Genomic DNA, 12,152 nt, shown 5'->3' with positions numbered 1-12,152 from the left:
ACCGCCGACAGGGAATCACACCATGAAGCTGACGCACTACGGACATGCGTGCGTACTGATGGAACTCCCGGGCGACGACGGCGTCATCCGCTTCCTCTTCGACCCCGGTGGCTATGCGCGGGACTTCGAGCACCTGGTCGGGATCGACGCCGTCCTCCTCACGCACGCGCACCCGGACCACGTGGACGCCGAACGCCTCGGCACACTGCTGGCCGCCAACCCGCAGGCCGAGCTCGTACTCAACGCTCACACGCAGGCAGCCCTCTCGGGGCTCCGGGACATCGCATCGGGCCGGACGCGCGTCGTCGGTCCCAGGGGCACGTTCGTCCTTCGAGGAGTCGGCGTCGAGGTCGTCGGCGGGGACCACGCGTGCATCCACCCCTCGCTGCCGACCGTGCCGAACAACGGGTACATCGTCGACGGTGGCCTGCTGCACCCCGGTGACGCCCTGGATGCCGCGGCCGGACCGGTCGACGTCCTGCTGCTGCCCGTCGGTGGGCCATGGATGAAGATCGGCGAGGCGATCGACTACCTGCGGACGATGGCGCCCCGGCTCGCCGTGCCCATCCACCAGGCCGGCCTCGCCCCCGTACACCAGAAGATGCATTACGGACTGCTGCGCGACCTGGCGCCGGAGGGGACCGGGATCGCGGTCCTCGAACACGGGGTTCCCCAGTACGTGGGGACGTCGCAGTGACCAGCTCACAGAACGGAAGAGACCGCCGATGATCGCACTGAACGATTTCGACGCCCGGGCACCGTTCATGGCCCAGTTGGGTGAGCCAGGAGGCGAACCGGTCACGATTGTGAACACCTTCGTCGCGCCTCCCGGCCTGGACGAGGAGGTCGTCGAGGTATGGCGCCTGGACTCGGGGGTCATGAAGACGAAGGCAGGGAACATCTCCCAGCAGCTGTATCGCGGAACGGCCGGCCGCGTGGTCACCAACGTCGCCCACTGGGAGTCGGTGAAGGATCTGCAGAACGCCTTCATGAGTCCCGAGTTCCAGGGTCTGCTCCCGTCCTACCCGGACGGATCGGTGGCGTACCCGCACCTGGTGCGGCCGGTGGAGGTGCCCGGTGTCTGCCTGGGCGCACCGTGGGACCGGGAGTCCGCCCCGGCAGCGGGGGAGTCGGCTGCTGAAGGCGGGTCAGCGTCCGGGTCCGAGATCGAGTACGTCGATCTGTGCCCGGACGTTCCCCTCACGGAGCAGTTCCGGGCCACCAGCGGCGCCTTCGTCCTGCTGCAGATCTTCGTCGTTCCGGACGGTGAGGTCGATCGAGCCATCCATGCGTACCAGAAGACCGGCGCGTACATGAAGAGCCGCAACGGGTACATCCAGGCCCAGCTCCACCGGGGTATCGGGGGCAGCAGCGTTCTGGTCGACCTGGCTGTCTGGGAGTCCGTGGGCGCCCTGCGGGCTGTGCTCCTCGACCCGGACTTCCTGGCCGTGTCCGCCGACTACCCGGCCGGAACGCGCTGCTTCCGGCAGGTGCTCCGCCGCGCCGCCGTGCCCAACGTCTGCGTCGCCTAGGCAGCACAACCGCCCGCGGTCCGCCGTCGACTGCGGGCCTTCCGGAACGACGGTGAGTTCCTTCGCCCCCCTGCCGCTGGAGCCGCCGCTCGTCGCTCCGATGTACACCGCCAGACGCTTTGCGGTGTACATCCGCACCACCGACCACGCCATGCTTGAGGATCATCCCGAACGGTATGTTTGGGGGCTCGGGGGCCACTACGGAGGTGTGGGCACCGCAGGATCCTGAGGGTGCGCAGGGCCTCTACTCGTGGCCGCCGCCACCGCCATCCTTCCTGGCCCCGGACGACCTCGCGGCCCTGATGACCGGGACCCCTTCCGGTTGAAGAGCGGTGATGGCGCTCGTAGGACAGTGGGGTCCCTGGCTGTCGTATCTCCGGCCGGGCCTGGTTGTCGGTACGTGCTGATACAGCTACTGCGTACCGAACCGACGAGCGGAGGAGAACCGATGGGCGACTGGGGCACAGGCAACTTCGAGAACGACACGGCCGCGGACCACCTGTCACACCTCACGGACCGGCTCGTCACCGAGGTGGCGGAGGCGATGGCGGGCGACCCCGTCGGGATCGAGCCCGACGAGTACTGGGGTGTCGCGGTGCCGGCCGACCTGGAACTGCTGAGCCTCCTGGCGCGGCAGGGCTACGTGGGGGCGTCGCTGCCCGAGGCCGATGTGGTCGAGGGGTGGAAACGGACGTACATGGAGGTGTGGGAGGGCTCCATAGACGGGTTGGAGCCTTCTTCGGGTTACAAGGACGCGCGACGCGCGGTCCTGATCCGTACGTTCGACGAGCTGGCCGAGCTCAGGAGGACGAAGGACGCCGGCTGATGCCGGTGGCCTAGGACACCCTGCTACGGCTCCTCCTGGCCTCCGCGCTCAGGGAACCCGGTGCGGTACGGGTCCTGGGAATGAGGCGGAGGACCAGGTTCGGCTCGAATGCCCGGGTGTTACCGGGCGGTGCTGCGGGCGGCCTGTCGGATCAGGTGGGTGACCGCGTCGGGGTGGGAGATGAGGACCGCGTGCGAGGACTTGATCTCGACCGTGTGGGAGTGGGCGCGTGCGGCCATGAAGCGCTGCTCGTCCGGGGCGATGGCCTTGTCCTCGGTGGTGACCAAGTCCCATGAGGGGATGGTCTTCCAGGCGGTTTCGGTGGCCTTGTCGGCGAGGGCCGAGGCGGCCAGGGGGCGCTGGGTGGCGGCCATGAGGTTGGTGACCGATTCGGGTACGTCGGCGGCGAAGGCGTCGTGGAACTTGTCCTTCTGCACGTAGAGGTCGGTGCCGGTGCCACCGCCCGGCAGCGGGAAGGGCACGGCGTCGACGGCGGACGCGAGGGTGGCCCCCGGGAATTCGGCGCCGACCTCCGTGAAGCTCTCGCCCTTCTCGGGCACGAACGAAGCGATGTAGACCAGGGCCTTGACCTCGGGGTTGCCGGCGGCGGCATCGCTGATCACGGTGCCGCCGTAGGAGTGGCCGACGAGCACGACCGGCCCCTTGACGCTCTTGAGGAAGCTCTCGATGTAGTCCGAGTCGCTCGCCAGCCCGCGCAGTGGGTTGGCGGGAGCGACGACCGGATACCCGTCGTGTCGCAGACGTGTGATCACTGCGTTCCAGATCGAGGCGTCTCCGAAGGCTCCATGCACCAGCACGACCGTGGGCAGCACCCCTGACTCGCGGGACTGGGCCTGGGCCGCGGGGGCCGACGTCGTATTCACCCCGCTGAGGGCCACCACGCCCGCAAGGGCGGCCAGCATGGAAGCACTCCTGCGGGAGGGCTTGAGAACAGTCTTCGGATTCATGTGCATCTCCTTGGGATATGTCGTTCAGCAGCGGTCGGACGGCATGTCCCGCCGTCCGGCATGCGTCGTTCGGGTGGCGCGGTTCAAGGTCTGTCGGCTGTTCGCCTTCGACGTCAGGACCCGGCGCTGTTGACCGCAGACGGCGTGACGGGGCGCGGTTGCGCGGGCGTTCGCGCTGCGAGATGCCGTACGACGTACTCCGCCTCGTCGCCGACGCCCTGGATCATCGAGGAGACCATCGAGTACTGGAAGAGACGGCCGATGAAGTACAGACCCGGCTGCGAGTCCACCACACCGCGGTACTGGGCCGGTTCACCGTCCGTGTCGAACACCGGGAGGTCGATCCAGGAGGTGTCCGGCCGGAAACCCGTGCACCACACGACGTTGGCGACCTTCGGTGTGGTGCCGTCGGCGAGCACCGGCTGTCCTTCGCGTACGCCGGTCGTGCGTGCCACCCGCTGGACCCCGGCCGCTGCCAGGTCGGCAGACTTCACGCGGATCCGCGGAGAACCGTGCGCGAGTACATTCGGGCGGATCTTGCGGCCGATCGGGGTGCGGACGGTCAGCAGGTGGCGGAAGAGGAAGGAGATGGCGGGGACGAAGAAATGGGCGGGGCGCCGTTCGACACGCCACGGAACCTGTCCGGGGTCCCGGCCGGAGAGAAGCACCTGGTGGGTGCCGGCGAGTTCGAGGGCGATGTCGGCGCCTGAGTTGCCCGCGCCGACCACCAGGACGGGTCCGTCCTGGAGCTGGCCGGGGTTGCGGTAGTCGTGCGCGTGAATCTGCGTCGTGGACGCAGCCAATTCGGCGGCGTAGGTGGGCAGTTTCGGCAGTCGGTCGTAGCCTGCCGCTATCACTACATTGTCGGCCTCGTACGTCTTGTCCCCGTCCGTCTCGACGACGTACCGGCCGCCCTCGGACGACACCCGCCGTACCGCGGTCCCGGTCCGCACCGGCAGCTCCGCCCAGGCCGCGTAGTCCTGGAGGTAGTCGGCGAACTCGTCACGGGTGGGGAAGGACCAGGCGGGGCCGGGATACGGGCGCCCGGGCAGCCCGTCGAACTTCGCCGGACTGAACAGACGCAGGGAGTCCCAACGCCCGCGCCACGCGTCGCCGACACGCTCGCCCGCGTCCAGGATCACGAACGGTCGGCCTTGGCGCGCCAGATGGTATCCGGTCGCAAGGCCTGCCTGGCCGCCGCCGACGATGACGGACTCGATGCGCTCGGTACTCATGACAACTCCTCGGTGGTACGGCTCTGATCGACATGTGTCCGGCAGTCGGCCTCGTAGATCTCCAGCGCCTGCCGCAGCAGTCGTTCGGCCTGGTCGTGCTCGCCCAGCAGCCGCAGGAGCGTGCCGAGGTCGGCAGCGCTGTCGGCAAGCCGCAGACGCGCGGTGCGGACCAGGTCGCGCAGGCTTTGCGTGGTCTCGTCGTCGGGCACATGCCGATACTCCCGCCGGGGTGCTCGCGGGCACATCGACGAGAATGCCCAACCGTCCGGATGGGAGCATGGGTACTTCTACGCAGTCGTGTCCCGCTCGACGATGCCGTGCGCGAAGGCGTACGCCGCGGCGGCGGTGCGGGAGGTGACACCGAGCTTGCCGAAGATGTTGCTGACGTGGCGGGCGACGGTCTTCTCGCTGAGGAACAGTTTCGTGGCGATGGCGTGGTTGCTGCTGCCGAGGGAGATGAGCTCTACGACCTCCAACTCACGGGGGGACAGCAGGGAGGGGGCCGTGCCGGTCAGGCGCTGAACGCGGGCCAGGTCGGGGCCGGCCCCGAGCTGCTCGAACAGCTGCCGGGCCGCGTCCAGTTCGAGTGCCGCCGACCCTTCGTCATCCAGCGCGCGGCAGGCAAGACCGACCAGCACACGGACACGCGCGGCCTCGTAGGGCACCTCCAGTTCACGCCACAGCCGCCCGGCCTCCCGCAGCGGCGGAAGGGCTTCCTGGGCCGCCCCTTCGGCCAGCCGCACGGCGCCGGCGGCCTGCCCGGCCATGGCACGCAGAGCCGCGGCACCGTGGTCACCGGCGATGCCCTGCAGTTCATCGGCGACGGCCGCCGCCTCGCCCGGGCCGTCCGTGACGTTCGCCAACATGATCTCCACCGCCGCCGGCAGCAGCCGTGCCCGGCGCAGCGGTTCCGTCGTCTCCGCCAACACCCGCCGGATCGCGGCCGTCGCCTTGTCCTTACGGCCGCGGGCCAGCCAGAGCAACGCGAGGCCCGGTTGAGCATCCCAGCCGTGGTTCAGCGTGTCGAGGTAGGCCCGTTCGGAGTCGGCGTACTCGCCGCGCAGCCGGTGCAGCTCGGCCAGCTCGTAGAAGGCGCCGCCCGCCGCGCCCTCCCCGTAGCCTGCGGTCAACTGCGTGCAGGCCAGGCGCGCTTCGCGGACCGCGTCCGGCCAGGCGCCTCCGAGCTGCAGCAGGGTGGCCCGGTGCACTCGGCACAGTCCACGGTAGACACCGGTGAAGTCGGGCTGGGCGGCGCACCACTTGGCCAGCGCCTCACTCCACTCCTTGGCTCGGCGCAGTTCCTGCAGGTCCTGGCAGGCGCCGATGACGGCGCAGTAGATCATTCCGGTACAGCGCGCGGACACCGTGCCCTCGGCCACGGCCACCATCGCGTCGTCGAGTTCGGCGAGTCCGGCGGTGATGTCGCCGTTGTTCACCAGGGCCAGGCCGCGTGTCATGGTCGTGCTGGCCACGAGGTCGGGATCGGTGCCGTCACGTCCGTCGGGCAGGCGGTGCGCGACCTTGAGCATCTGCGCGAACTCGCCTGCCCGGAAGTGCAGTTCAGCCTCCAGCAGGCCCACGTAGGCGTATTCCGGACAGTCGGGCTCCGCCAGTGCGAGCCGCTTCGCGCGGGCCAGCCAGGCCCCCGAGTGCGCGAACTCCCCGCCCCACGCCAGCAACTTGCACAGCCAGTACGCGCAACGCAGTGCCCGTCCGACCGATCCCGCCTCGGCATGCGCGGTGTACGCCCGCCGCAGCAGTACCACTGCGTCGTCGGACCGCCCCAGCATGTCCGCGGCCTCGGCGAGCAACTCCAGGTCGGCGGTGTCCAACGGCCGTTCGGCCTCGGCCGCAGCGAGCGCTTCGAAAGCATCGGTCCATGCCTGAACGCGAAAGGCACCTCGCCCCCGCATGATCTGTGCTTCCCTGTCCACGGCACCTTCCCTTGCTCTTCACCACAGGCCGAGCGGCTCCGCCGGCTCGGTGTCGGTTCCTTCATGAACACCGAGTCATCGCTCACTGACGTCGCCGCGGCGAGCCTGGTGTGCGGACCTGGAAAAGGTACACAAGGCCGAGGCCGGTGCCGACGACCCGCACGTCGCCTGCTGTGTCGAGCAGCCAGTGGTCGCCGGTGGCCATGATCGCCGAGACCGGTGTCCCACGCGCCACGACCGGACTTGTGGCGAGGACCCGCCACTGCGCCGAGCGCGCCATGCATAAACGACACTTGGGGCTGTCGGCATCCAAGGCTTCCGCCCGTCGCTCGCTGTGGTTCACGGTCGCCACGCCTCGTCGGTCTGCGCGAGAGCAACCATACAGAACGCTTGTAGGAACCGATCGGGGCCGACGATCGGGGCCGAAGATCGGGGCCGACGGTGTGGCCTGAGACGCCCGCTGCCCACGCATACGCAATGGTCCGTGTTCGGTGCATAACGGCGGTATCGCCATAGCACGTGACCAGTTCTGGGCCAGAGTCTTACGACAGGGCCGCCCCTGGTCATGCTCGGCGGTCACTGTCCCCGTGTGTCATGTGACGTGACTGAACAAGACGGCCGTCGGCCACCCGAGTGGCTGCCTGCTTGAGTCTGGTGAGCAGCGGGACGATCTCCACGTGGAGCACCCCGGGCAGATTGCCTACCTGCTCAGTGACGTAACTGAAGAGTTCGACGCTGTCGCGGCAGGTTACTGCGGCCACGACGTTCGCGGAGCCGGTGACCGCGGCGACCCAACTGGTCTGCCGATGCGAGGAGAGCGACTCGCAGACCGTGACGATGCGGTTCGGTGAGACCTGGAGGAGCAACGTGGCCGAAACGCGGTAGCCGAACGCTTCCAGCATCACGTCCACGTCCACGGTGACCGCACCACTGTCCAGGAGTGCCTGGAGACGACCTCGGACGCGGGAGAGCGGCCAGCCGAGGGTGCGGGACAGTGCCGACGCGGTGGCTCTGCCGTCACGGCCCAGTTCTGCCAATAGTGCGCGATCCTCCGGAAGCACGGGACTGTACGCCTCCTTCCGCCGGTAGGGATCGCGCCCCTCAAGGAGATCTCGTTGCGCGTCCTCGCTCAGCGGCTCCTCGAAACCCGACCACTCGGCGGGGCCGCCGGAGTACGAGTGCAGCACCAGGTGGGTGGTGAACGAGAGCACCGCGGACGTGTGCGAGATCCGGGGCAGCACTCCCGTGCCGCAGGCCGCGTCGGCGGGCAGGGTCGTGGTGCACATCAGCTCCGCGCCGCCGGAGTGCAGCGCGACCCAGGACACGTCGTCGCGCGCGGCGAGCACACCTCCCAGGTGAGCGGCGGAAGCGGGACGGCACTGCAGCCGCAGTAGCCACAGCCCACGCCTGGCAGCGGCGGTTGCCTCACTGACCAGGACTCGGAGCACACCTGCCTCGCGCATGGCGTGGTAGCGGCGTGTGGCGGTCTGCTCCGATACCCCCACCACCTCGGCGATCCGCCGCATCGAGGCCCGCCCGTCGAGCATTAGGCATTGGAGGATTTGTTGATCCACAACGTTCATGGACACAGTTTAGGTCTTTCAGGCAGACTCCATGGAAGTTGTTGTCGGATACTGCTCTTTCCCAGGAGTTTTCGGTGCTGCGCGGCGAACACTTGACCCATGAGCGTTTTGAACCACCAGATCGTCTGGTCCCGCGATGCTGAGACCTCCGCCCGCTTCCTGGCCGACATGTTGGGCTTCGAGCCCCCGGTGAAACTGGGCCATTTCGTGATGGTGCAGGTAAGCCCTGACATCACCTTCGACTTCATGACCACCGACCGCGACATCATGGCTCAGCACTACGCCTTCCTGGTCAGCGAGGCCGAGTTCGACGTGATCATCGCCCGCGTGCGCGAGCGCGCCCTGGATTACTGGGCGGATCCCAAGCATCAGGACGCGGGCAACATCAACCGCCTCGATGACGGCCTCGGCGTGTACTTCAACGATCCCAGCGGTCATGAGCTGGAGATCATCACACGCCCCTACGGCAGTGGCGGGTTCGACGCCGAGCACGTCAACCCGCTGCTCATCGAAGAGGTCGCGGCGAGCGGGAAGCTTCCGGACCTCTCAGGACAGAGCCGATGACCGGCCGTCCCCTCGTTCAGGTCCTGATCGCGAGCACCCGGCCGAACCGCGCGGGCGAACCCACCGCTCGGTGGGTCGCCGAACAGGCCGCCGCGGGTGGTGCCTTCGACGTGGAGGTTGTCGATCTGGCCGAGATCGATCTGCCGATGCTCGCCGAACCGGGGCACCCGAGTGAGCGCAACTATCAGATGCCGTCCACGCGCGCGTTCAGCGAGGTCATAGACCGCGCGGAGGCATACGTTTTCGTGATGCCGGAGTACAACCACAGTTACAACGCCGCCTTGAAGAACGCCTTGGACCACCTGTTCTGGGAATGGCGAGGCAAGCCGGTCATATTGGTCAGCTACGGGGGCGTGGCCGCCGGGGCCCGGGCCGCGGCCGCACTTGGACCGGTGCTGATATCGCTCCAACTCAGCGTCGTCGGGTTCGTCCCGATCCCGCTCATCGACCAACACCTCCACCTTCACGACGGTCGGCGGTTGTTCCGCCCCACCGAACCGATCGAGCACAGCCTCGCCAAGGCCCTCGACGCTCTGCACCGAGCCGTGCAGCCGAGAACGGTCTGACCAAGCGAAAGAGAACCATCATGCCGAAATTCACCGAGCTGGACTCCCACGTCACACTCGCTGACCAGCTTGACGAGGGGGGCGGACCTGTCACCCTCGTCAACATCTTGTGCGTCGACCCCGAAGACGTCGACCAACTGCTGCTGGCGTGGTCGACCGACGCGGCTGCGCTGAAGAATCAACCGGGTTTCATCTCCACCCAGCTGTACCGCGGTATCGCCGGCAGCGGCGCGTTCCTCAATCACGCCGTCTGGGAGTCGACGGACCACTATCGGGCGGCCCGACTCGACGACGGCGCACGCGCGGCCGCCCGCGAGCTCTACCCGGCCAGTCTCGTCGCCACCCCGCACCTGTTTCGCAAGCAGGCTGTGCCAGGGCTGTGCGTCGCCTGACGCGTTGACACGCCATAGCGGTGCGATAGAGACCAGGCCTGCCGGCGGCCGCATCGGTGTCGTGGCGATGCTGCCGGCAGGCCGTTGAACCCGGCTGTGACACGGGTTGGCCTCGATGCTCGTGAGTCCCCGGCAGTGTGCTGACGGGGACTCACGAGCATGACCGCGCCAGGGCCTGTCTGGCAATTCCCGTCGTCGCCCGCGAGGCAGGCGGGAATTGTCAGACGGGCCCTAGGTGCGGTGACAATTTCAAGCCCGCTGTCGGCGGCGCCGTCGTGACCAGTTCACCGGACCCCGAAGCCGAGCTCAGGGCAACGGCAGCCTCTCGGTCAGGCGCAGTTGATCGATCACGCTGGCCAGCTGAGCCTCGGCGGCCGCATCGGCGGCGTCGGGGTCGCCGGCGGTGACGGCGTCGATGATGGACAGGAGCTGAGGCAGTGACTCCTGCGGGCGTCCGGACCGCAGTGCGAGACGGAACTGGAAGCGCACCATCTGTACGTTGAGTCGTTCGAGCTGACGTTTTGCGATCACCTGGCCGCTGAACTCGATGACAAGGTCGTGAAGCCTTCGGTTGAGTGCGGAGTAGGCGTGGAAGTCCTCCTCGGCGACCGCCGCACGCAGCTGCGCGCCCACCTCGGTCAGCTCAGCACGCTGCGCTTCACTCGCATGTGCGGCCGCTTTGCGCGCGCACAACCGCTCCAGCACGGAGCGGCACTCGGTGATCTGGATGGCCTCCTCGACCGAGACCACCCTGATGCTGGCGCCGCGGTTGGGCACCAGCTCCACCAGGTCGTCCGAGGCGAGGTCGAACAGAGCTTCTCGCACGGAGCTGCGGGTCACCCCCAGTTGGTCGGCCAGGTCCTGCACTACTAGCCGCTGTCCCGGCAGGAGGTCGCCGACCCCCAGGGCCTGCCGGATGTGCGTGGCGACGTGAAGCCGCGCGGCCGCCCCCCTGATCTGCGTACTGGTCACCCGCTGCTGTTCCCTCTCTCGTGGATTGCCCGCTGCCGGCTGCCCACTTGTCTTGATCGCCGACACAGTTTTCGACGATATCACCAGCGATATTTTCAGTGAACATGTTGCAACCCTGGTGCGCCATGGGCCTGTGAGCGAAGCGCCGGAGAGCCTCGGCACCCGCCCCGGCCACATCTTCAGTAGGATCGCTGAAAATATTGCTGACAAAATGATTGACCGTGGTGCGGCACCGGGTTAGCGTCCCGTTTCGTGCGTACTCCGAGTCGTTCGGACTACGACAGCCGAGCGGAAGGGAGCCGCGTTGATCATCGACTGCCACGGCCACTACACCACCGCGCCACCGGCGCTGGGGGAGTGGCGCGATCGCCAGATTCGGGCCCTGACCAGCGGCGACACAGCGCCGCAGAGCGCGGGCCCCGGCATCGGCGACGACGAGATCAGGGAAACCATCGGGTCCAACCAGCTACGCCAGATGGACGAGCGAGGCATCGATCTGACGGTCTTCTCCCCGCGCGCCTCGTTCATGGCGCACCACATCGGCGACTTCGCCGTCTCGGCCGCCTGGGCCCGGGTCTGCAACGACTTGTGCGCCCGGGTCGGCGAGTTGTTTCCCGAGCGGTTCGCCCCGGCCGCGATGCTGCCGCAGTCGCCCGGCGTCGACCCGGCGTCCTGTATCCCCGAGCTGGTCCGCGCGGTCGAGGAACTCGGCGCCGTCGCGGTCAACCTCAACCCCGATCCCTCCGGGGGCCACTGGACCGCACCGCCGCTGACCGACCGCTCCTGGTATCCGCTCTACGAGAAGATCGTCGAACTCGACGTGCCGGTGATGGTGCACGTGAGCACCAGTGAGAACCGCGCGTTCCACACCACCGGCGCGCACTACCTCAACGCGGACACCACCGCCGTCATGCAGTTGATCCAAGGGGACCTGTTCGCCGACTTCCCCACCCTGCGGCTCGTCATCCCGCACGGTGGCGGCGCGGTGCCCTACCACTGGGGACGCTTCCGCGGCCTGGCGCAGGCACTCGGCAAACCGGAGCTGACCGAGCATCTGCTGAACAACGTCTTCTTCGACACGTGCGTCTACCACCAGCCCGGCATCGACCTGCTGCTTGAGGTGATACCTCGCACCAACGTGCTCTTCGGCTCGGAGATGATCGGGGCGGTGCGCGGTGTCGACCCGGCCACCGGGCACCACTTCGACGACACCCGCCGTTACGTCGAGAAAGCGGGCCTCTCTTCCGCGGACCTCGCGGCGATCGAGGAGGGCAACGCCCGCATTGTCTATCCCCGGCTCGACGCGCGCCTGCGCAAGGCCGGCCTCTGACCCGTAGGCCTGCGATACGCCGGCGGGATGTGGTGCTCGCCGAGGCCGACGGCGTGGTCGTCGCACCAGCCGCGAAAGCCGCCCATACCGTCCGTACCGCTCGTACCGCCGGGACCGCCGAGGCCGACGAACCGCGCGAATCCTCGGAAGAGAGCAGGCATCGGCGACCGGCTGCCGGCTCGGTCGGCCTGGACATCCACCTGATGCGTCACGAGTTGCAGGTCCCTGGCCTGTGTCACGACGACTGAAA

General features: G+C 68.1%; 16 protein-coding genes and 1 pseudogene. 10 read left to right on the top strand and 7 right to left on the bottom strand.

The genetic code is table 11. The features are described 5' to 3' along the window. Positions 1–22: 22 nt before the first annotated feature. The 4 genes and pseudogenes from ACH4DZ_RS34435 (at position 23) to ACH4DZ_RS34420 (ending at position 2,358) form a co-directional block, all read left to right on the top strand. On the top strand, positions 23–697 hold the full coding sequence (locus ACH4DZ_RS34435; protein WP_398291873.1) for an MBL fold metallo-hydrolase: 675 nt from the start codon (positions 23–25) through the stop codon (positions 695–697). A gap of 28 nt (positions 698–725) precedes the next feature. Continuing rightward, on the top strand, positions 726–1,532 hold the full coding sequence (locus ACH4DZ_RS34430; RefSeq protein WP_398291871.1) for an antibiotic biosynthesis monooxygenase family protein: 807 nt from the start codon (positions 726–728) through the stop codon (positions 1,530–1,532). Positions 1,533–1,680: 148 nt separating this feature from the next. After that, a pseudogene (locus ACH4DZ_RS34425) lies at positions 1,681–1,858 on the top strand (dioxygenase); the annotation flags it as partial. A 122-nt stretch (positions 1,859–1,980) separates the two neighbouring features. After that, positions 1,981–2,358, top strand: a complete 378-nt coding sequence (locus ACH4DZ_RS34420; RefSeq protein WP_398291869.1) for a DUF4259 domain-containing protein — start codon at positions 1,981–1,983, stop codon at positions 2,356–2,358. Between the two features lie 119 nt (positions 2,359–2,477). Here the strand turns inward: ACH4DZ_RS34420 and ACH4DZ_RS34415 are convergent, their stop codons facing one another. The 6 genes from ACH4DZ_RS34415 to ACH4DZ_RS34390 form a co-directional block, all read right to left on the bottom strand. Further along, positions 2,478–3,326: an alpha/beta fold hydrolase gene (locus tag ACH4DZ_RS34415; RefSeq protein ID WP_398291867.1), complete on the bottom strand. Its 849-nt coding sequence runs from the start codon at positions 3,324–3,326 to the stop codon at positions 2,478–2,480. Positions 3,327–3,439: 113 nt separating this feature from the next. After that, complete coding sequence (locus ACH4DZ_RS34410; RefSeq protein ID WP_398291865.1) at positions 3,440–4,561, bottom strand: flavin-containing monooxygenase; 1,122 nt, start codon at positions 4,559–4,561, stop codon at positions 3,440–3,442. Then, a complete protein-coding gene (locus tag ACH4DZ_RS34405) occupies positions 4,558–4,770 on the bottom strand; it encodes a tetratricopeptide repeat protein (RefSeq protein WP_398291862.1) in 213 nt (70 codons plus the stop codon). Before ACH4DZ_RS34405 ends, ACH4DZ_RS34410 begins: the two co-directional genes overlap by 4 nt. Before the next feature lie 78 nt (positions 4,771–4,848). Then, the gene (locus ACH4DZ_RS34400; RefSeq protein ID WP_398291860.1) at positions 4,849–6,495 is read right to left on the bottom strand and encodes a LuxR C-terminal-related transcriptional regulator; all 1,647 of its coding nucleotides are present in this window, start codon (positions 6,493–6,495) and stop codon (positions 4,849–4,851) included. Positions 6,496–6,577: 82 nt separating this feature from the next. Beyond that, a complete protein-coding gene (locus ACH4DZ_RS34395; RefSeq protein ID WP_398291858.1) occupies positions 6,578–6,775 on the bottom strand; it encodes a hypothetical protein in 198 nt (65 codons plus the stop codon). Between the two features lie 283 nt (positions 6,776–7,058). After that, a complete protein-coding gene (locus tag ACH4DZ_RS34390; protein ID WP_398291856.1) occupies positions 7,059–8,078 on the bottom strand; it encodes an Lrp/AsnC family transcriptional regulator in 1,020 nt (339 codons plus the stop codon). Between the two features lie 99 nt (positions 8,079–8,177). Between ACH4DZ_RS34390 and ACH4DZ_RS34385 the strand changes: the two genes are divergently transcribed. Genes ACH4DZ_RS34385 through ACH4DZ_RS34375 form a run of 3 tightly spaced genes read left to right on the top strand, consistent with a single transcriptional unit; the run spans position 8,178 to position 9,600 of the window. After that, positions 8,178–8,642: a VOC family protein gene (locus ACH4DZ_RS34385; RefSeq protein WP_398291854.1), complete on the top strand. Its 465-nt coding sequence runs from the start codon at positions 8,178–8,180 to the stop codon at positions 8,640–8,642. After that, on the top strand, positions 8,639–9,208 hold the full coding sequence (locus tag ACH4DZ_RS34380; RefSeq protein ID WP_398291851.1) for an NADPH-dependent FMN reductase: 570 nt from the start codon (positions 8,639–8,641) through the stop codon (positions 9,206–9,208). The genes ACH4DZ_RS34385 and ACH4DZ_RS34380 overlap by 4 nt, the downstream gene beginning before the upstream one ends. A 20-nt stretch (positions 9,209–9,228) precedes the next feature. Further along, positions 9,229–9,600, top strand: coding sequence for an antibiotic biosynthesis monooxygenase family protein (locus tag ACH4DZ_RS34375; RefSeq protein WP_398291848.1), 372 nt, complete (start codon positions 9,229–9,231; stop codon positions 9,598–9,600). Positions 9,601–9,906: 306 nt separating this feature from the next. Here the strand turns inward: ACH4DZ_RS34375 and ACH4DZ_RS34370 are convergent, their stop codons facing one another. Continuing rightward, positions 9,907–10,572 carry a GntR family transcriptional regulator gene (locus tag ACH4DZ_RS34370; RefSeq protein ID WP_398292272.1) on the bottom strand — a complete coding sequence of 222 codons (666 nt, stop codon included), beginning with the start codon at positions 10,570–10,572 and terminating at the stop codon, positions 9,907–9,909. 52 nt (positions 10,573–10,624) lie between these two features. Here ACH4DZ_RS34370 and ACH4DZ_RS34365 point away from each other — a divergent pair, with 52 nt between their 5' ends. From ACH4DZ_RS34365 to ACH4DZ_RS34355, 3 genes are all read left to right on the top strand, one after another. Further along, positions 10,625–10,813: a hypothetical protein gene (locus ACH4DZ_RS34365; protein ID WP_398291846.1), complete on the top strand. Its 189-nt coding sequence runs from the start codon at positions 10,625–10,627 to the stop codon at positions 10,811–10,813. 63 nt (positions 10,814–10,876) lie between these two features. Beyond that, entirely contained in the window at positions 10,877–11,902 is a 1,026-nt protein-coding gene (locus ACH4DZ_RS34360; protein WP_398291844.1) for an amidohydrolase family protein, read from the top strand. 29 nt (positions 11,903–11,931) lie between these two features. Then, positions 11,932–12,150 (top strand): hypothetical protein, encoded by a 219-nt coding sequence (locus tag ACH4DZ_RS34355; RefSeq protein WP_398291842.1) that lies wholly within the window; start codon positions 11,932–11,934, stop codon positions 12,148–12,150. Positions 12,151–12,152: the final 2 nt, after the last annotated feature.

Source organism: Streptomyces sp. NPDC017991 (assembly GCF_044328075.1).
Taxonomy (GTDB): domain Bacteria; phylum Actinomycetota; class Actinomycetes; order Streptomycetales; family Streptomycetaceae; genus Streptomyces.
The sequence above is the reverse complement of the archived record's forward strand: the minus strand, read 5'-3'. Positions and strand labels throughout refer to the sequence as shown.

Bases quoted from the DNA above. Each gene is read 5' to 3' on its own strand.
- ACH4DZ_RS34410 (WP_398291865.1), bottom strand. From the start codon at position 4,561: ATGAGTACCGAGCGCATCGAGTCCGTCATCGTCGGCGGCGGCCAGGCA.
- ACH4DZ_RS34380 (WP_398291851.1), top strand. From the start codon at position 8,639: ATGACCGGCCGTCCCCTCGTTCAGGTCCTGATCGCGAGCACCCGGCCG.
- ACH4DZ_RS34395 (WP_398291858.1), bottom strand. From the start codon at position 6,775: ATGGCGCGCTCGGCGCAGTGGCGGGTCCTCGCCACAAGTCCGGTCGTG.
- ACH4DZ_RS34420 (WP_398291869.1), top strand. From the start codon at position 1,981: ATGGGCGACTGGGGCACAGGCAACTTCGAGAACGACACGGCCGCGGAC.
- ACH4DZ_RS34375 (WP_398291848.1), top strand. From the start codon at position 9,229: ATGCCGAAATTCACCGAGCTGGACTCCCACGTCACACTCGCTGACCAG.
- ACH4DZ_RS34385 (WP_398291854.1), top strand. From the start codon at position 8,178: ATGAGCGTTTTGAACCACCAGATCGTCTGGTCCCGCGATGCTGAGACC.
- ACH4DZ_RS34435 (WP_398291873.1), top strand. From the start codon at position 23: ATGAAGCTGACGCACTACGGACATGCGTGCGTACTGATGGAACTCCCG.
- ACH4DZ_RS34390 (WP_398291856.1), bottom strand. From the start codon at position 8,078: ATGAACGTTGTGGATCAACAAATCCTCCAATGCCTAATGCTCGACGGG.
- ACH4DZ_RS34415 (WP_398291867.1), bottom strand. From the start codon at position 3,326: ATGAATCCGAAGACTGTTCTCAAGCCCTCCCGCAGGAGTGCTTCCATG.
- ACH4DZ_RS34430 (WP_398291871.1), top strand. From the start codon at position 726: ATGATCGCACTGAACGATTTCGACGCCCGGGCACCGTTCATGGCCCAG.